This window comes from Mycobacterium sp. NGS50, from assembly GCF_059812545.1.
Genome location: NZ_JCALCW010000015.1, coordinates 79,986 through 97,292, shown reverse-complemented (window position 1 = coordinate 97,292; position 17,307 = coordinate 79,986). Strand labels below are relative to the sequence as shown.

Genomic DNA, 17,307 nt, shown 5'->3' with positions numbered 1-17,307 from the left:
AGTCCCGGTGAATCCGGGCGCGAGATCGGACGGCGAAAGCCACCACCGGACGAGGTCGGCCGGTACAGCACGGGTGATCGTGCTGTCCGGCCCCTCGGCGGTCGGCAAGTCGACCGTGGTCGGCTGCCTGCGGGAGCGCATTCCCGACCTGTATTTCAGCGTGTCGGTGACCACCCGCGACCCGCGGCCCGGTGAGGTCGACGGCGTGGACTATCGCTTCGTCAGCGCGGACACGTTCGCCCAGCTGATCGACCAGAACGAGCTGCTGGAGTGGGCCGAGATTCACGGCGGATTGCATCGCTCCGGGACGCCGGCCGAGCCGGTTCGTGCGGCCGCCGCCGCTGGACGCCCGGTGCTCATCGAGGTCGACCTGGCCGGGGCGAGGGCCGTCAAGAAGGCGCTTCCGGAGGCCGTCACGGTGTTCCTGGCGCCGCCGAGCTGGGCGGCGCTGGAAGACAGACTGGTCGGCCGGGGCACCGAGACCCCCGAGGTGATGCAGCGCCGTCTGGCCACCGCTCGCGCCGAGCTGGCGGCCCAGGGTGACTTCGACGAGGTCGTCGTCAACGCCCGATTGGAGACTGCCTGCGCAGAATTGGTATCCTTGCTGGTGGGAACCGCGCCGAACACGGCGTAATCGCCCCGGACCATACTCCACCAGCACTAAATCTCAGATCTAGCTCGACAGCCCACCCGGCAGGAGAATATCTACGTGAGCACCTCGCAGACCGCCGAACACTTCGATGCCTCGGTCGGTGGCTACGACACGCCGCTGGGCATCACCAACCCGCCCATCGACGAGCTGCTGGAACGCGCGTCGAGCAAGTACGCGCTGGTCATCTACGCGGCCAAGCGGGCCCGCCAGATCAACGACTACTACAACCAGCTCGGCGACGGCATCCTGGAGTACATCGGCCCGCTGGTCGAGCCGGGACTGCAGGAGAAGCCGCTGTCCATCGCGATGCGCGAGATCCACTCCGACCTGCTCGAACACACCGAAGGCGAGTAGAGGGTTAGGGGCGCGATGAGCGTCCGGCGCTGCGATTTCTGCGAGCCGTCGTGAGCGACCGCAAGCGGATCGTGGTCGGCGTCGCCGGTGGCATCGCCGCTTACAAGGCGTGCACCGTGGTCCGCCAGCTGGCGGAGGCCGGACATTCAGTACGGGTCATCCCCACCGAGTCGGCGCTGCGTTTCGTCGGCGCCGCCACCTTTGAGGCACTCTCGGGCCACCCGGTGCACACCGGGGTGTTCGAGGACGTGCCGCGCGTTCCGCACGTTGCCATCGGCCAGCAGGCCGATCTCGTCGTGGTGGCACCCGCGACCGCGGACCTGCTGGCCCGCGCGGTTGCCGGGCGTGCCGACGACCTGCTGACCGCGACCCTGCTGACCGCGCGATGCCCGGTGCTGTTCGCGCCGGCGATGCACACCGAGATGTGGCTGCATCCGGCCACCCAGGACAACGTGGCCACGCTGCGCCGCCGCGGTGCGGTGGTGCTGGAACCGGCCGCCGGCCGGCTCACCGGCACCGACAGCGGCGCCGGCCGGTTACCCGAAGCCGAGGAGATCGTCACCCTCGCCCACCTGCTGTTGGAGCGCTCCGACGCCTTGAGCTACGACCTCGCCGGTCGCAAGGTGCTGGTCACCGCGGGTGGCACCCGCGAACCGATCGACCCGGTCCGCTTCATCGGCAACCGCAGCTCCGGCAAGCAGGGCTACGCGGTGGCCCGGGTCGCTGCTCAGCGCGGTGCCGACGTGACGTTGATCGCCGGGCACACCGCCGGGCTCATCGACCCTGCGGGGGTCGACGTGATTCATGTCAGCTCGGCGCAGCAGTTGCACGACGCGGTCACCAAGCGTGCCCCCGAGGCGCACGTGCTGGTGATGGCTGCCGCTGTCGCCGACTTCCGGCCCGCCCAGGTGGCCTCGGCCAAGATCAAGAAGGCGCCGGGAGAAACCGCCGCGGCGCCGACGATCGAGCTGGTCCGCAACGACGACGTGCTGGCCGGGGCGGTGCGAGCCCGCACCGAGGGCCAGCTGCCCAACATGCGGGCCATCGTGGGGTTCGCCGCCGAGACCGGCGACGCCCAGGGCGATGTATTGTTCCACGCGCGGGCGAAGCTGATCCGTAAGGGATGCGACCTCCTGGTCGTCAACGCCGTCGGGGACGGCAAGGCGTTCGAGGTGGACCACAACGACGGATGGCTGCTGACCGCCGATGGCGCCGAGTCAGCGCTCGAGCACGGATCGAAGACGTTGATGGCGAGCCGTATCGTGGACGCCATCGTCACGTTGCTGGACGGACACAGCGGGTAGGGGACCCGATGGGCTGGGCGGGGACCCGGTGACAATACAATTCGCCTGGCCAATTTCGGCTGGGTGTAAAACTGGAAGGACCAGGTAGTGAGCGAAAACGGTCGGCTGTTCACCAGTGAGTCGGTGACCGAGGGGCATCCCGACAAGATCTGTGACGCGATCAGTGACTCGGTTCTGGATGCGCTGCTGGCGCAGGACCCCCGCTCACGTGTCGCGGTCGAGACGTTGGTGACCACCGGGCAGGTGCATGTCGTCGGTGAGGTCACGACCACCGCCAAGCAGGCGTTCGCCGACATCACCAACACGGTGCGGGAACGCATTCTCGAGATCGGGTACGACTCGTCGGAGAAGGGCTTCGACGGCGCGACCTGCGGCGTCAACATCGGCATCGGTGCCCAGTCGCCCGACATCGCCCAGGGTGTGGACACCGCCCACGAGGCGCGTGTCGAGGGCGCGGCGGACCCGCTGGACGCTCAGGGCGCCGGCGACCAGGGGCTGATGTTCGGCTACGCGATCAACGACACCCCGGAGCTGATGCCGCTGCCGATCGCCCTGGCACACCGGCTGGCCCGGCGGCTGACGGAGGTCCGCAAGACCGGCGTGCTGGGCTACCTGCGCCCGGACGGCAAGACCCAGGTCACCGTGCAGTACGAGGACAACATCCCGGTCCGGCTGGACACCGTCGTGCTGTCCACGCAGCACGCCGACGGCATCGACCTGGACAACACCCTGGCCCCGGACATCCGGGAGAAGGTGGTCAACACCGTGCTCGCCGAGCTCGGACACGACACCATGGACACCTCCGACTTCCGGCTGCTGGTCAACCCGACCGGCAAGTTCGTGCTGGGCGGACCGATGGGCGACGCGGGTCTGACCGGCCGCAAGATCATCGTCGACACCTACGGCGGCTGGGCCCGCCACGGCGGCGGCGCGTTCTCCGGTAAGGACCCGTCCAAGGTGGACCGCTCGGCGGCGTACGCGATGCGCTGGGTGGCCAAGAACGTGGTCGCCGCGGGCCTGGCCGACCGGGTCGAGGTGCAGGTCGCCTACGCGATCGGCAAGGCCGCCCCGGTCGGGCTGTTCGTGGAGACGTTCGGCAGCGAGTCGGTGGACCCGATCAAGATCGAGAAGGCCATCGGCGACGTGTTCGACCTGCGGCCCGGTGCGATCGTTCGCGACCTGAACCTGCTGCAACCGATCTACGCGCCGACCGCCGCCTACGGGCACTTCGGCCGCACCGACGTCGAGCTGCCGTGGGAGCAGCTGAACAAGGTCGACGACCTCAAGCGCGCGATCTAGTTCCCGCGCTCCCGCGCCGCGAGCGTGTGCAAATGTAGCGGCGACACGCCGCTGCTGCCGGCATCTTGTGCACGCTGAGGGTGGATGCGACGTCGGATTTGCTGTCCGCCACGGCTGTCACCAACCGTTAGGTTCGATGGGTGACTGTTGCACTGCAGCTCGGCGGGCTTGCCGATGTGCGCGACGCGCGCCGGGCATTGTTGGCGGTGCTGCAGCCTTGGCCACAGCGGGCGGTGCTTTACCTCGTTCCGGCGTTCATGGCGGCATTCCCGGTGATGACACCGCTGCTGGTTTCCAGCTTCGGCGGCGGGGCCGTATTGATCATCCTCGGCGTGGGGATCATGATGCTGGCCCTCATCATCGTGGTCCGGTTATCGTCACGCGCTGACCGGCCACTGCGCCCGCATGTGCTGCACCTGTTCTCCCGCCGGGTCACGGTCGTCGAGACGGTGCTGGCCGCGTTTCTGGTGGTCGCGATGTTGGCCTGGTGGGTGCTGTTCCGCTACCTCGAGCTGCCGTCGTGGAGTTTCGGGGTGTCGGTGTTTTTCCTCCTGGTGGGGTTCGTGCCCTCCCTATATGCCGTCGCCTGGCGCATCGATCCGTATGGCATCGACAGCCCCTTGCTGCGGGACATCCCCGATCACCCGGCGGGCCTGGATGCGGTGATCGGGCCCCGGGCGTCGCTGATGGCGTGCGCCGCGCTGGCCGCCGTCGGCCAGGTGGGCGCCGGGTTACTGGCCCGCACGCTGCGGGTCAGCCAACATGACCTCGGCCCGCTGACCGCGGAACTTGTTCGCGGCCAATACATTGTCGTGTACCCGCAGGGGAGTGAATGGTGGTTCGGGCTCACCCCCGCCGGGCGGTTCGCCTACCGCCGCCACCTGCGTGCCCTGCTGTCGGAGGGGGCGCCATGATGTGGGCGACCATCGGTCAAATCGCGCTGATCAGCTTCTTGGTCATCGCAGCGGGTGTCGTATCGGTCGTGTTCCTGCGCGGCATACTGACCCGGGGGCTTCCCGACCGTCGGTCCGACGACGGCACGCGGGCCTACCGCGAGGCCATCGGCGGACCCCGCCCGCACGCCCCGCGGCCGCAGTGGGCGGAGGATGCGGACGACGACCCGCGGGCTACGCCGTGAACCGGTAGTCGTCGAGAGCGAAACGCCGGCTGTGCCACACCGCTTCCACCGTGGTGGTGGGCCGCAGCGGCACGTCGCCGTTCTTGTCGAAGTAGTAGCTGTTGGCCTGCCGGCAACTGTCCTGCCAGAACACCTGCCGGTGCCGCATCCGCATCATGTCGGCGAAGTAGCGGTCGTTGGCTTCGGCGGTCACCTCCACCCGCGTCGCCTGCTCGCGCTGGGCGCGGGTCAGGCACCGCAGGATGTGATGGGTCTGGGCCTCGATCAGCGCGAAATACGACGATCCCACGTAGCCGTACGGCCCGAACACGCTGAACAGGTTCGGGAAGCCGGGAATGCTGACACCCTCGTAGGCCTGCAGACGGTGCTCGTCCCAGAACCGGCTCAATGACTGTCCGCCCCGCCCGGTGATGGTGAAGGTGGGCAGGCTGTCGGTGTCCATCACCTTGAAACCGGTCGCCAGGATCAGCACGTCGACATCGTGGGCGTCACCGGCGGTGGTGGCGATCCCGGTGCGGGTGATCGTGGCGATCGGATCGGTCACCAACCGCACGTTCTCCCGGTTGAACGTGGACAGGTAGCTGTTGTGAAAGCCGGGGCGTTTGCAGCCAACCGCGTAGCGCGGGGTGAGCTGATCGCGCACCTCCGGGTCGTGGACCTGCTGGCGCAGGTAGGACTTGCCGTACTTGGCGGCCTGTCTGGCCAACGGGAAGACGGTGAAATACTGCGCCGAAATCGGGAAGGTCAACTCGACGTAGGCCTGGCTGAGCACCCGTTGCAGCGCCTTGCCGCCCGGGATCCGCATCGCCCAGCGAGCCGGCGCCGGCAACGGCACATCGAATTTGGGGAAACACCAGATCGGGGTCCGTTGAAACACGGTGAGCTGCTCGACGATCGGCGCGATCTCCGGGATCACCTGTACCGCCGAGGCACCGGTGCCGATGATGGCGACGCGCTTGCCGGCCAGGTTCTGGTCGTGATCCCAGCGGGCGGTGTGCATGGTGACCCCGGCAAAGCTGTCCACGCCGTCGATGTCGGGTGACTTCGGTTCGGTCAGCACCCCGCTGGCGTTGATAAGGAACCGCGCGGTCACCGATGCGCCGGTGTCCAGCTGCACCCGCCACAGATCATTCGCCTCGTCGAAGGCGGCGTTGAGCACCCGGGTGCTGAACCGGATCCGCGAGCGCAGGCCGTACTTGTCGACGCAATGTTCGGCGTAGGCCTTCAGCTCACGGCCCGGGGCGTAGGTGCGCGACCAGTGCGGGCTCTGCTCGAACGAGAACTGGTAGGAGAACGACGGAATGTCCACGGCGATGCCGGGATAGGTGTTCCAGTGCCAGGTGCCGCCGACACCGTCACCGGCCTCGATGAGCAGGTAATCGCCCAGCCCGGCGCGGTCGAGTTTGATCGCGGCCCCGATCCCGGAGAAGCCGGCGCCAACGATCAGCGTGTGGTGGTCGGGAACCTCGCTCACATCCACGTCGCCAGTGTGCGCCGAGCAGACACAAAGTCGCACATTTCTGCTCCGACACGTGCGATTTTGTGTCTGGTCGCGGGCGCGAAGCGCGTTTAGGGGTGCAGGGCCGCTTTCAGCGCGGCGACCCCGCGGGCGGTGGCTTCCGCGCATGCCGGCGCCACCAGCGCCAGGCTGATGAATCCGTGCACCATCGTCGGCTCGTTGCGCAATTCGACGTCGACCCCCGCCGCGCGCAGCAGCTCCGCGTAGCGGGCGCCGTCGTCGCGCAGCGGGTCGTGGTCGGCTGTGCCGATGTAAGCCGGTGGCAGCCCGGTGAAGTCGGTGGCGTTGGCCGGTGCGAGCGTGGCGGGCAGTGCCGCCGGGTTCTCGCGGATGTCGATCCCCGGCAGGTACCAGGCCAGGAACGCTTCGATGACGTCGGTGTCCAGGATGGGGGCGTCGGCGTTCTCGGTGAACGACGGCAGCGACAGATCACCGGTGGTCGAGGGGTACCAAAGCAGTTGGAACGTCAGCGCCGGACCGCCGTTGTCACGGGCCAACTGCGCCATCACCGCCGAGATATTGCCGCCCGCGGAATCACCGGCAACAGCGATCCGATCCGGGTCGCCGCCCAGTTCAGCCGCATGCTCACCGACCCACTGCAAAGCGGCCCAGCAGTCGTCGATCCCGGCCGGGAACGGATGCTCGGGGGCCAGCCGGTAGTCGACCGACACCACGATCGCCTCGGCGCCCACCGCGTGCGCCCGGGCCACCGGGTCGTGGGTGTCCAGGTCACCGATCGACCAGCCGCCGCCGTGGTAGAAGACCACCACCGGTAGGCCCTGGTGCGCGTCGATCGGCGGCCAATAGATGCGGACCGGAACCTCAGACGCGATGGTGCGCTCCTCGATCCGCATCTGCGGCAATATCTCCGGAGGAGCCTGCAGCTGGCGAAGCTTCGCCCGCGCGACCTCCACCCCGTCGGCGGCGGTGAACGTCATCGGTACCGCGTCCAGCACCGCTTTGAGGGTGGGGTCGATCTCGGATCGGGTGGTCGGCGATTCAGTCATCTGCCCACCGTAAGCCTCGCTGCCGGCTCAGTCGTGCAGCGCGGCGCGCAGGGCGGCCAGCCCGCGGTCGGTGGCCTTGGTGGCGGCGGGCACCACACCCGCGTAGCCCAGGTAGCCGTGCACCAGCGTCTGCGCGTTATGCAGCTGCACCGGCACCCCGGCGGCAGCCAGCAGCTCCCCGTAGCGGAGTCCGTCGTCGCGCAGCGGGTCGTAGCCGGCGACCGCGATATAGGCCGGTGCCAGCCCGGCGAAGTCGGTGGCCCGCCCCGGTGCCATCAGCGGTGGCGGATTGCTCAGATCGACTTCGCCGGCGTAGTAGCGGGTGAATCCGGCCACCGCTTTGCGGTCGAGGATCGGTGCTTCGGCGTTCTCACTGAACGACGGCAGCGATGCGTCGTACATGGTGCCCGGGTACCACAGCAGCTGAAACACCGGCGCCGGCCCGCCGTCATCGCGGCACTGTTGCGCGATGACCGCCGACAACGTGCCGCCCGCGGAGTCGCCGGCCACGGCCAGCCGGGTGGGGTCGGCGCCCAATTCGGCGGCGTGGGCGAACACCCACTGCAGCGCGGCCCAGCTGTCGTGCACCGCCGCCGGGAACGGGTGCTCGGGTGCCAGCCGGTAATCGACCGACACCACCACCGCGTCGGCGCCGACGGCGTGCAGGCGGGCGGTGCCGTCGTGGGTGTCCAGGCTGCCGGCCACAAAACCGCCGCCGTGGAAGAACACCACCACCGGTCTGGTGAGGTCGTCGTCGGCGGGCCAGTAGACGCGCACCGGGATGTCGCCGCCGGGGCCGGGGATCACCCGGTCGTGGCTGCGCAACTCGGGGTGGACCGGGCGGCGGGGCAGGTCGGCCAGCTGCCGGCGTGCGACCTCGACACCTTCGTCGGTGGAGAACCGAAACGGCACCGCGTCCAGTACCTTCTGCAGAATGGCGTCGACGGGCGGTTTGTCACCGGAAACAGACATGGCAACACCGTACGCACCCCGGATGGTGGCGGGCCCCTGGCTGGCCGCCGGCTGGGCCGGTGCGGGCTACGGGATCTTTCTGACGGTGATCGCGCTGCACGCCGCGCCCGGCGCCGACCTGACCGGACAGTGGAGCCTGCAGCCGGAATTCAAGGCGTCGATGGCGGTACTGCTCACCGTGGCCGCTGCCGCGCATCCGATGCTGGCCGAGCGGCGCTGGTTGATGGCGGCGCTGGCGTTCTCCGCACTGGGGGACCTGCTGCTGGCGATTCCGTGGTGGGAGATGTCGTTCGTGTGCGGTCTGGGCGCCTTCCTGGCGGCCCACCTTTGCTACCTGGGTGCGCTGATTCCCCTGGCGGCGCCGACCCGGGGACGACTCGTCGCCGTCACGGTGACGATCGCGGCCTGCCTGGCTCTGCTGGTCTGGTTCTGGCCGGGTCTGGTCCGCGAGGGGCTGGTCGCGCCGGTGATCGTCTACATCGGGGTCCTCGGCGCGATGGTCTGTGCGGCCCTGCTGGCGCGGCTGCCGCGGTGGACGGCGATCGGGGCGGTGTGCTTCGCGGTGTCCGACGCGATGATCGCCATCGGCAAGTTCGTGCTGGGCAACGAGACGCTGGCGGTTCCCGTCTGGTGGACCTATGCCGCGGCGCAGATCCTGATCACGGCCGGGTTCTTTTTCGGGCGGTCGGATACCGAAAGCGATGCCCTCACCGCGGCGGGCTGATCAGCGACGCCGAGGTCAGCCGCGCAACGATCCGAAGTGACACTCCACGCTTCAGCATAGATATTGTTGCCTAGTGCTACTATGTACTAGAGCACCTGTCTGGGCGGCGGACATGCTGCCGAGCGCTGGTTTCGCGACGTGGGACGGAGGCGCGCGTGAAGATCGCTATCAGCGGTGCCGGGATCGCCGGACCGACGCTGGCCTACTGGCTGTTGCGTGGCGGACACGAGCCCACATTGATCGAGAAGGCTCCGCGGTTACGGACCGGTGGCTACGTCGTCGATTTCTGGGGCCCTGGTTATGCGGTCGCCGAACGGATGGGGCTGACAGCTGCGGTGACGTCCGCAGGCTATGCCGTGGAGGAAGTCCGCTTGGTGGACCGTAGCGGCGGCACGGTGGGCGGTTTTCCGGTCGCCGCCTTCCGGCGGAGCTTCGGCGGCCGGTTCACCAGCCTGCCGCGCGGAGATCTCGCGGCATTGATCTATGCGGCCATCGACGGCGACGTCGAGGCGATCTTCGGCGACACCATCGCGGGTATCGCGCAGTGCGACGACGGTGTGCGAATCAGTCTGCAAAGCGGCATATCACGAAGGTTTGACCTGGTGGTAGGGGCTGATGGTGTTCACTCACCGGTGCGCGCGCTGGCCTTTGGCCCCGACGCCCGCTTCCAGAACGACCTCGGCTATCGGATTGCGGCGTTCGAGGCCGGCGGGTACCGGCCGCGTGACGAGCTGGTGTATGTGTCCTACACCGCGCCGGGGCGGATGGTGGGGCGGTTTGCGCTGCGTGATGACCGCACGATGTTCTTGTTCGTCTACGCCGACGATGGCGTACGCCACGCGGATCACGAGGGCCCCGTAGACGCCAAAAAGGTTCTGCGACAAGTGTTCGGCGACGCCGGATGGGAATGCACCCAGGTGCTGTCGCGACTGGACCAGGCTGGGGACGTGTACTGCGATCAGGTGGCTCAGATCGTGATGGATCGCTGGTCGAACGGCCGCGTTGCGTTGATCGGCGACGCAGCTCCGTGCGTGTCGTTGTTGGCGGGCGAAGGCACCGGGCTGGCGATGGTGCAGGCATATGTACTTGCTGGTGAGCTGGCCGCGGCAGGTGGCGACCATCGTCAGGCGTTCGACCGTTATGAGCGTTTGCTACGCCCGGTGATCGAGGCCAGGCAGCGCTCCGCGCGCAACTTCGCGGCCACCTTTACGCCCAAAACGATGCTTGGGGTGCGGGTGCGCAACGCGGCGAGCAAACTGCTGGGCGTGCCGAGGCTGGCCGATTGGATCATCCGGCGCGGGTTTCACGACGACATCGGACTGCCCGATTACCCGATGTAGCCGGCTCGCCGCACCTGCGCCGGGGCGCTGCCCGCGCGTGTCGGCAAGGTCTGCTACACCTGCGGGGTGAGCACCAGTCGGCAGGCCGCGGAGCACGAACCGATCGCGCGGGTGCTGCCGATGCTGTCGGTGCCGCACCTGGACCGCGAGTTCGACTACCTGGTTAGTGCGGAGCAGTCCGATGACGCGCAGCCGGGGGTGCGGGTACGGGTACGCTTTCACGGCCGGTTGGTCGACGCGTTCGTCCTGGAACGCCGAACAGACACCGATCACGCCGGCCAGCTCGGGTGGCTGGACCGGGTGGTGTCCGCCGAGCCGGTGCTGACCTCGGAGGTTCGTCGACTGGTCGAGGCGGTCGCGGCCCGCTACGCGGGCAGCCGCCCCGATGTGCTGCGGCTGGCCGTTCCGCCGCGGCACGCCCGGGTGGAACGCGAAACGCCGATTCTGCCGCCGCTGCCGCAGATCGCGCCGGTCGACCCGGCCGGCTGGCAATCCTACGGCCGCGGTGCCCAATTCCTCACCGCCCTCAGCGAATCGCGGGCCGCCCGGGCAGTGTGGCAGGCGCTGCCCGGCGAGGCCTGGACGGACCGCTTCCTCGACGCCGCCGCGGCCACCATGCGCACCGGACGCGCAGCGCTCGCAATCGTTCCCGACCAGCGCGACGTCGACGCGTTGCAGCAGGCGGCGACCGGCCGCGTCGACGAATCGGTGGTGGTGGCGCTCTCGGCGGGCCTGGGACCCGCAGCCCGCTACCGGCGCTGGCTGACGGTGTTGCGGGGACACGCGCGGTTGGTGATCGGCACGCGCAGCGCGGTCTTCGCCCCGGTGACCGAGCTGGGCCTGGTGATGGTTTGGGACGACGGCGACGACACCCTGGTGGAACCCCGAGCCCCGTATCCGCATGCCCGAGAGGTGGCGATGCTGCGGGCCCACCAGCTGCGCTGCGCGGCATTGATCGGTGGCTACTCGCGCACCGCCGAAGCCCAGGCGCTGGTACAAAGCGGATGGGCACACGATGTGGTGGCGCCCCGGGCTGTGGTTCGTGGCCGCACTCCGCGGGTGGTGGCGCTCGACGACGGCGGATACGCCGACGAACGCGACCCGGCCGCCCGCACGGCGCGGCTCCCGTCGGTCGCGCTGCGCGCGGCGCGCGCGGCACTGCAGGCGCAGACACCGGTGCTGGTGCAGGTGCCGCGCCGCGGCTACGTGCCGTCGCTGGCCTGCGGGCGCTGCCGTGCGATCGCACGCTGCCGGCAGTGCACCGGACCGCTGTCGCTGACCGAACGCGGCGGAGCCGCTGTCTGTCGCTGGTGTGCCCGCGTCGACCCGACCCTGCGCTGCAGCCGCTGCGGATCCGATGCGGTGCGAGCCGTGGTTGTTGGGGCTCGCCGCACCGCCGAGGAACTCGGCCGTGCTTTCCCCGGAGCCGCCGTCGTCACGTCCGCCGGTGAGACCGTCGTCACCGAAATCGACAGGGGTCCAGCGCTGGTGATCGCCACCCCGGGTGCTGAGCCCCGCGTGCCGGACGGGTATGGGGCGGCGCTGCTGCTGGACAGCTGGGCGCTGCTGGGTCGGCAGGATCTGCGCGCAGCAGAGGACACGTTGCGACGCTGGATGGCGGCCGCGGCGCTGGTACGTGCCCGCGGTGACGGTGGCGTGGTGGCGGTGGTCGCCGAGGCGGAGATTCCGACGGTGCAGGCGCTGATCCGATGGGATCCGGTGGGGCACGCCGAATCCGAATTGGCCGATCGCGTCGCGGTGGGCTTGCCGCCGAGCGTGCATTTGGCCGCGCTCGACGGCGCCACCGCCGCTGTGGAGGCGCTGCTGGCCGCGACGCAACTGCCCGCGGGCGCGGAGATTCTCGGAGCCGTCGACTTACCGCCCGGAGCCCGCCGGCCGGCAGGAATGACCGGCGACGCACCGGTGACCCGGATACTGGTGCGGGTGCGCCGCGAACAGGGGTTGGCCCTGGCGGCGGCGCTGCGCCGGGCCGTCGGGGTGCTCAGCACCCGCCACGACCACGAGCCCACCCGGGTTCAGATAGATCCGCTGCAGATCGGCTGAGCATCCGCACCCGGCCGCGCGGTCCCGCAAACGGTGGTCGCCGCGTCACGCAGAAAGCCACTCCCAGGCGTGGTCGAGTCGATCGTGGGGATAGGTTCGCAGCTCACCGCGCACCAGCACCGCCGCGGCGATTCGGGCACACCACTCTTCCCACTGCGGGGCGCCGACTATTGCGATCTTCTCGAAGTTCCGCCGATGCCTGACGTCGAAGGCCGTGTTGGCCCATGCCGCGGAAAGCGTCCAGCCCGCGAATGCGTCGTCGATGAGTACCAGCACCCGCAGCGCGGCAAAGCGCTTCAGCAAGGAGTCAACACGCGGTGTGAGGACATCGCGGTAGTCGGATCGGGTCAGTTTTCCGGTGAACCGGATGCCCACGATGTTGCCGCTGCTTTCCGACAGGAACTCGATCACGACGTCAGCTCCCTGGGCGCGGGGGTCACCGCTGTAGCTCGCTACTTTCGGCGGTGAACGACAATGGGCACCAGGGACTTTGAGCGCAGGAAATGAGGTCATCGCAACCAGCATCCAACGCGTCGCGCAAGGTGTCTCGCACCGTCTCCAATTCGGCGAGTTTCTGATCGACCTCGATGAGTTTGGCTGCCGCGCGGGCATGCAGTCCGCCATCGGGGTGGCCGGCCAACCGGGTGGCTGCCATCAGCTCAGTGATCTCGTCGAGGGTGAACCCCAGGCGCTGTGCGGCCTTGATAGCCCGCATCATCGTGACGGCTTCCGGCGGATACAGCCGGTGTCCGCCCAGGGAGCGTGGTGGCTCGCGCAGGAGGCCGCGACGTGCGTAGTACCGCAGCGTTTCTTTGTTCACTCCTGCCGCGGCGGCGAGTTCGCCGCTCCTCAGTCCCGGCTCGCTCATCGGCGTGTCCTCGCTGCGATCACGGCACTGACGCGTTCGGTGAGTGCGTCGAGCAGGTGGGTCTGCGCCGGCGGAACCTCGATGGTCATCAGCACATCCGCTCGGGTGGAACCAAATCGAAAGGTAAAGAACGAGCAGCAGTCGACCTCGCGAGCCGCAAGATCTCGTGCCGTGAGCTCGGCAGTGGCGTTGAGGATCAGATCGAGGCGACGGGACGACACCCGGGCCCAGCGCGTCACCGAATCGGCGAATAATCGGTCGAACTCGGCCGCCCGAAACTGCCGCTCGGCGGTAGCCAAAGAGCAGAACTCGGGCACCCTGGCGGCGAAATCGTCAGCCATACACCGACGATAAACCCGTACCGAGGTACCGGATGCAACAGTTGGGCCTGGCCCTTTCTCGCCCCGCCGCCAGTTGGACGGCTCGCCGCCCTCCCCACGATGGCAGTACTCGTCAATCCGGTTGTGCAACAGCCTGTTGCGTCGCTTCATGGCGTCGGGTCGGCACCGGCATGTGGGACGCGGGCCGGCGCACGTACCGCGTCCAGGTCAGCGCGGCTGCCACGACATAAAAGGAGGCGAACACCCAAAACGCGGCAGTCTCGGTATTGGTACGCAGGTAGGACTGGCGCAACGCCAGGTTGATTCCTACTCCACCGAGCGCACCGAAGGTTGCGACGAAACCGATAACCGCCCCGGACGTGGCCTGTGACCAGCGCCGGCGGTCGGGTTCCCCAAGATTCATGGAGTGACTGCGTGCCTCGAAAATCGACGGGATCATCTTGTACACCGAGCCGTTGCCCAGCCCCGCGAGGATGAACAGCACGATGAACGCGGCGATGTAGGCCGCCATCAGCAAGGTGCTGTGGCCGCCACGGTGATCATTGGCGACGCTGATGGTGACCAGCATGCCGGTGAACAGCACCATCCCGGAGAAGACCCCGAGGGTGACCCGGCTGCCGCCGAGTCGGTCGGCAAGCCTGCCGCCGTAGATCCGGGCCAGCGATCCGAGCGCGGGACCGATGAAGGCGAACTGCGCCGCATGCAACGCCGCCTGCGCTGCGGTCTGACCACCTGCGGTGAAGCTTGCCTGCAGCACTACTCCGAATGAGAAGGAGAACCCGATCCAGGAGCCGAAGGTACCCAAGTACAGCAGCCCCAGGATCCAGGTGTCCGCCTTGGCCAGTACGTCGCGAAGGTGGCTGGGTTTGGTGGCGTGTTCGAGGTTGTCCATGTAGCGGGCAGCGCCTGCACCGACAACGACCAGCAGCACCAGGTAGGCCGCACAGACCCAGTAGGGGGCGTGGTGTCCGATGATGGCCAGGACCAGCAGCCCTATCAATTGGATCATCGGCACGCCGAGGTTGCCGGCACCCGCGTTGAGTCCGAGCGCCGAGCCCTTGAGCCGCTGCGGATAGAACCGATTGGTGTTGGTCATCGACGCGGAGTAGTTGGCTCCGCCGCACCCGGTCAGGCCGGCGCACAGCAGGTACGGCCACAGCGGCAGACCCGGGTGGGCCAGCAGCACCATCGCTGCTGCGGTGGGAACAAGCAGCACCGCGATCGATGCCACGGTCCAGTTGCGGCCGCCAAATGTGGCGATACCCAGCGAATAGGGGATTCGCAACGCCGCGGCCACCAGGGTGGCGACGGCGCCGAGCAGGAACTTGTCGCTCGCGGTGAATCCATACGTGGACTGCGGCATGAACAGTGCCAGTACCGGCCACAGCGTCCACACCCCGAATGCGATGTGATCGCATGCGATGATCCAGCGTAGGTTGCGTCGTGCGATGGTGCTGTTGCCCGCCTCCCAGGCCTCGGTGTCCTCGGGGTCCCAGTCGCTGATGTCGTGCGACTGCTGCATCGGCTCTTTGCCTTTCGCCACGTCGCGCTATCGCTTCCGTGCGGTGACGAGCAGGTATTCCCATCCCGTGACGCCCTCATAGAGGTGCCGTTGGACCAGTTCGACGAGTTCGGTGTCCAACGCGGCGATCAGGGCCGGGTTGTGCGCGATGGTGCGGTAGGCGTCGATCGTCGGGCCGTAGTTGTTCTTGAAATAGTCGTGCACGGTCTGGGCGCCAACGAACCGCTCCACCCGCAGCATGCAACGCCGGGTGTTGACGATGCTGACCTCGCCGCCGAACAGGTTCTCCAGGTAGTCCTCGCGTCCCCACAGCGCCGCCGGCGGCACCCCCGGCACCTGGGTTGGCCGGTATGGCCTGATTGCGGTCAGCATGCGGCCGAAAAACCCTTCGGGTGTCCAGCTCGCCAGCGCGATCGTTCCACCGGGACGGCACACCCGCAGCAGCTCGGAGGCCGCGCGCTGATGGTCGGGTGCGAACATCACCCCGATCCCGGAGAGCACCGCGTCGAATTCGCCATCTGCGAAAGGCAATGCCTGCGCATCAGCTTCGCGCCACTCCAAGGCGACGTTCTGTTCGACGGCCCGTAGTTGGGAGCGCTGCAGCAATTCGGGGGTGAGATCGCATGAGACGACGGTGGCCCCGGTCTTTGCGGCCGGAATGGAGATGTTGCCGGATCCGGCGGCGACGTCGAGCACGCGATCGCCAGCACCGATACCGCTCGCCCCGACGAGCGCCGGGCCGATCGGCGCCATGACTTCCTCGGCCATCAGGGCGTAGTCGCCCATCGCCCACACCGCGCGGTGTACGCGTCGGAGGGTGTCTTGGACAGCTGGGTTGTCGACGGGCATGGGGGCCTCCTACCGGGCAGAGAACGTGACTTCGTCATATTCGGTGGCGGCCCGTCTCTGCTCCGGAACGAATCCAAGCCGCTCAATACAGTATTAATAGTAGATAGTAGCTATAGGCAATAGTTGAGTGCTGATAGGCTTCTGTGTATCGCCTGTATGGGGCGGCATCAATTGATCGGTTCGAATGCGGGGACGAGGCATGGCAGCTCACGACGTGGCGGGGACCGAGGAATCGCTCGACGCGATCACCGACGCGCTGCTGACCGCCTCGCGCCTGCTGGTGGCGATTTCGGCGCATTCCATCGCGCAGGTCGATGAAACCATCACTATCCCGCAATTCCGAACCCTGGTGTTGCTGTCCAATCGCGGCCCGATCAATCTCGCGACGTTGGCGGCGCTGCTGGGTGTACAACCGTCGGCCGCTGGTCGCATGGTCGACCGGCTCGTCGGCGCCGGGCTGATCGACCGGCTTCCGCACCCCACGTCACGCCGCGAGCTGCTGGCCGCTCTCACCGCTCGTGGTCGCGGCGTCGTTCGAGAGGTCACCGGGCGGCGGCGCGCCGAGATCGCCCGCATCGTGGAGTGCATGCCGTCAGCGCAACGTCGTGGGCTGGTGCAGGCGCTGACGGCGTTCACCGCTGCCGGCGGTGAGCCGGCGGCGTACCTGGCCGCAGACGAATAATTCCGGCAATCGCTGCAGCGCCCGCAACGACCAGCCGGCGCGGGTGCAGATCGACCCGCTGCAGATCGGGTAGCGGAACTACGGCAGGTCGCGCCCCAGGAACGTGGCCAGTTGGTCGGCGGCCGGGCGGCCGGCGGGGCACGTCACCTCGGCGGCGAAGGGCAGGCCCGGGCCGCGGAACTCGGGCCGCACGCGTTCGCGGGCCGCGGCCAGGAAATAGTCGGCCAACTCCGAGTCCAAATCGGTCGACTGACCGGTGGCGGCCGCCAGATCCCAGGCGTGGGTGAACACATCGGTGCTGCGCATACCGAGGTACACGCTGCCCGGAACCTGCCCGAACGGCATCTGGACCAGCGCCGTCATCGCGTCGGGCCGGCTGAACGCCTGATGGGCGGCCGACGCGGTCGCGCGATGCGCGTCGAGCAGTCCGGCGGGCCGACCCGGCGCAGCCGCACCCGCTCCGACGGCTCGCGGGACGCCCTCATTGCCGCCGACCACATGCTCGATGAGATCGCCGACGTTCCATTCCGAGCACGGCGTGGATGCCCCCAACTGGTCCGGGCCGACGGCCGCGAGCACGTCGGCGAACACATCCTGTGCACGTTGATGGGCGACGAGCGCATCCATGATCATGCCCCTTTCGGCAGCGGCAACGAGGTAGCGGAACACATT

General features: G+C 68.3%; 19 protein-coding genes. 10 read left to right on the top strand and 9 right to left on the bottom strand.

Annotated features, from left to right (window positions below; genetic code table 11):
- Positions 1-7: 7 nt before the first annotated feature.
- The 6 genes from gmk (at position 8) to AC5Y36_RS12805 (ending at position 4,747) form a co-directional block, all read left to right on the top strand.
- The gene (gene gmk, locus AC5Y36_RS12830) at positions 8-634 is read left to right on the top strand and encodes a guanylate kinase (RefSeq protein WP_500041292.1); all 627 of its coding nucleotides are present in this window, start codon (positions 8-10) and stop codon (positions 632-634) included.
- Between the two features lie 75 nt (positions 635-709).
- Positions 710-1,006 (top strand): DNA-directed RNA polymerase subunit omega, encoded by a 297-nt coding sequence (gene rpoZ, locus AC5Y36_RS12825; protein WP_500041291.1) that lies wholly within the window; start codon positions 710-712, stop codon positions 1,004-1,006.
- A 50-nt stretch (positions 1,007-1,056) separates the two neighbouring features.
- Complete coding sequence (coaBC, locus tag AC5Y36_RS12820) at positions 1,057-2,310, top strand: bifunctional phosphopantothenoylcysteine decarboxylase/phosphopantothenate--cysteine ligase CoaBC (protein ID WP_500041290.1); 1,254 nt, start codon at positions 1,057-1,059, stop codon at positions 2,308-2,310.
- Positions 2,311-2,397: 87 nt separating this feature from the next.
- A complete protein-coding gene (gene metK, locus AC5Y36_RS12815) occupies positions 2,398-3,609 on the top strand; it encodes a methionine adenosyltransferase (protein WP_500041289.1) in 1,212 nt (403 codons plus the stop codon).
- Between the two features lie 140 nt (positions 3,610-3,749).
- Positions 3,750-4,523, top strand: a complete 774-nt coding sequence (locus tag AC5Y36_RS12810) for a hypothetical protein (RefSeq protein WP_500041288.1) — start codon at positions 3,750-3,752, stop codon at positions 4,521-4,523.
- Positions 4,520-4,747, top strand: coding sequence for a hypothetical protein (locus AC5Y36_RS12805; RefSeq protein WP_500041287.1), 228 nt, complete (start codon positions 4,520-4,522; stop codon positions 4,745-4,747). The genes AC5Y36_RS12810 and AC5Y36_RS12805 overlap by 4 nt, the downstream gene beginning before the upstream one ends.
- On the opposite strand, the gene AC5Y36_RS12800 is transcribed toward AC5Y36_RS12805, so the two are convergent.
- The 3 genes from AC5Y36_RS12800 to AC5Y36_RS12790 all read right to left on the bottom strand — a co-directional run bounded on the left by AC5Y36_RS12800 (position 4,737) and on the right by AC5Y36_RS12790 (position 8,245).
- On the bottom strand, positions 4,737-6,221 hold the full coding sequence (locus AC5Y36_RS12800) for a flavin-containing monooxygenase (RefSeq protein ID WP_500041324.1): 1,485 nt from the start codon (positions 6,219-6,221) through the stop codon (positions 4,737-4,739). The two genes, AC5Y36_RS12805 and AC5Y36_RS12800, sit on opposite strands and share 11 nt — an antisense overlap.
- Positions 6,222-6,316: 95 nt before the next feature.
- Positions 6,317-7,273: an alpha/beta hydrolase gene (locus AC5Y36_RS12795; protein ID WP_500041286.1), complete on the bottom strand. Its 957-nt coding sequence runs from the start codon at positions 7,271-7,273 to the stop codon at positions 6,317-6,319.
- Positions 7,274-7,300: 27 nt separating this feature from the next.
- Positions 7,301-8,245, bottom strand: coding sequence for an alpha/beta hydrolase (locus AC5Y36_RS12790; RefSeq protein ID WP_500041285.1), 945 nt, complete (start codon positions 8,243-8,245; stop codon positions 7,301-7,303).
- On the opposite strand from AC5Y36_RS12790, the gene AC5Y36_RS12785 reads away from it, so the two are divergent.
- From AC5Y36_RS12785 to AC5Y36_RS12775, 3 genes are all read left to right on the top strand, one after another.
- Positions 8,244-8,969, top strand: a complete 726-nt coding sequence (locus tag AC5Y36_RS12785) for a lysoplasmalogenase (RefSeq protein WP_500041283.1) — start codon at positions 8,244-8,246, stop codon at positions 8,967-8,969. The two genes, AC5Y36_RS12790 and AC5Y36_RS12785, sit on opposite strands and share 2 nt — an antisense overlap.
- Positions 8,970-9,124: 155 nt before the next feature.
- On the top strand, positions 9,125-10,309 hold the full coding sequence (locus AC5Y36_RS12780; RefSeq protein ID WP_500041281.1) for an FAD-binding domain: 1,185 nt from the start codon (positions 9,125-9,127) through the stop codon (positions 10,307-10,309).
- 120 nt (positions 10,310-10,429) lie between these two features.
- A complete protein-coding gene (locus AC5Y36_RS12775; protein WP_500041323.1) occupies positions 10,430-12,373 on the top strand; it encodes a primosomal protein N' in 1,944 nt (647 codons plus the stop codon).
- A 45-nt stretch (positions 12,374-12,418) separates the two neighbouring features.
- Here AC5Y36_RS12775 and AC5Y36_RS12770 read toward each other — a convergent pair whose 3' ends face one another.
- The 5 genes from AC5Y36_RS12770 to AC5Y36_RS12750 form a co-directional block, all read right to left on the bottom strand.
- Complete coding sequence (locus AC5Y36_RS12770) at positions 12,419-12,784, bottom strand: SpoIIAA family protein (protein ID WP_500041280.1); 366 nt, start codon at positions 12,782-12,784, stop codon at positions 12,419-12,421.
- Positions 12,785-12,809: 25 nt separating this feature from the next.
- Positions 12,810-13,241, bottom strand: coding sequence for a MerR family transcriptional regulator (locus AC5Y36_RS12765; protein ID WP_500041279.1), 432 nt, complete (start codon positions 13,239-13,241; stop codon positions 12,810-12,812).
- Positions 13,238-13,582 (bottom strand): hypothetical protein, encoded by a 345-nt coding sequence (locus AC5Y36_RS12760; protein WP_500041277.1) that lies wholly within the window; start codon positions 13,580-13,582, stop codon positions 13,238-13,240. Before AC5Y36_RS12760 ends, AC5Y36_RS12765 begins: the two co-directional genes overlap by 4 nt.
- Positions 13,583-13,694: 112 nt before the next feature.
- Positions 13,695-15,104 carry a nitrate/nitrite transporter gene (locus AC5Y36_RS12755; protein WP_500041276.1) on the bottom strand — a complete coding sequence of 470 codons (1,410 nt, stop codon included), beginning with the start codon at positions 15,102-15,104 and terminating at the stop codon, positions 13,695-13,697.
- Positions 15,105-15,131: 27 nt separating this feature from the next.
- Positions 15,132-15,953 (bottom strand): class I SAM-dependent methyltransferase, encoded by an 822-nt coding sequence (locus AC5Y36_RS12750; protein ID WP_500041275.1) that lies wholly within the window; start codon positions 15,951-15,953, stop codon positions 15,132-15,134.
- 199 nt (positions 15,954-16,152) lie between these two features.
- On the opposite strand from AC5Y36_RS12750, the gene AC5Y36_RS12745 reads away from it, so the two are divergent.
- Entirely contained in the window at positions 16,153-16,635 is a 483-nt protein-coding gene (locus AC5Y36_RS12745) for a MarR family winged helix-turn-helix transcriptional regulator (RefSeq protein WP_500041274.1), read from the top strand.
- A 78-nt stretch (positions 16,636-16,713) separates the two neighbouring features.
- Here the strand turns inward: AC5Y36_RS12745 and AC5Y36_RS12740 are convergent, their stop codons facing one another.
- Positions 16,714-17,262, bottom strand: a complete 549-nt coding sequence (locus AC5Y36_RS12740; protein WP_500041273.1) for a TIGR03086 family metal-binding protein — start codon at positions 17,260-17,262, stop codon at positions 16,714-16,716.
- Positions 17,263-17,307 lie beyond the last annotated feature (45 nt).

Coding starts and splice junctions, on each gene's coding strand:
- AC5Y36_RS12745 (WP_500041274.1), top strand. CDS start 16,153: ATGGCAGCTCACGACGTGGCGGGGACCGAGGAATCGCTCGACGCGATC.
- AC5Y36_RS12750 (WP_500041275.1), bottom strand. CDS start 15,953: ATGCCCGTCGACAACCCAGCTGTCCAAGACACCCTCCGACGCGTACAC.
- AC5Y36_RS12795 (WP_500041286.1), bottom strand. CDS start 7,273: ATGACTGAATCGCCGACCACCCGATCCGAGATCGACCCCACCCTCAAA.
- AC5Y36_RS12755 (WP_500041276.1), bottom strand. CDS start 15,104: ATGCAGCAGTCGCACGACATCAGCGACTGGGACCCCGAGGACACCGAG.
- AC5Y36_RS12740 (WP_500041273.1), bottom strand. CDS start 17,262: ATGGATGCGCTCGTCGCCCATCAACGTGCACAGGATGTGTTCGCCGAC.
- AC5Y36_RS12805 (WP_500041287.1), top strand. CDS start 4,520: ATGATGTGGGCGACCATCGGTCAAATCGCGCTGATCAGCTTCTTGGTC.
- AC5Y36_RS12765 (WP_500041279.1), bottom strand. CDS start 13,241: ATGAGCGAGCCGGGACTGAGGAGCGGCGAACTCGCCGCCGCGGCAGGA.
- AC5Y36_RS12760 (WP_500041277.1), bottom strand. CDS start 13,582: ATGGCTGACGATTTCGCCGCCAGGGTGCCCGAGTTCTGCTCTTTGGCT.
- AC5Y36_RS12775 (WP_500041323.1), top strand. CDS start 10,430: ATGCTGTCGGTGCCGCACCTGGACCGCGAGTTCGACTACCTGGTTAGT.
- AC5Y36_RS12785 (WP_500041283.1), top strand. CDS start 8,244: ATGGCAACACCGTACGCACCCCGGATGGTGGCGGGCCCCTGGCTGGCC.
- AC5Y36_RS12790 (WP_500041285.1), bottom strand. CDS start 8,245: ATGTCTGTTTCCGGTGACAAACCGCCCGTCGACGCCATTCTGCAGAAG.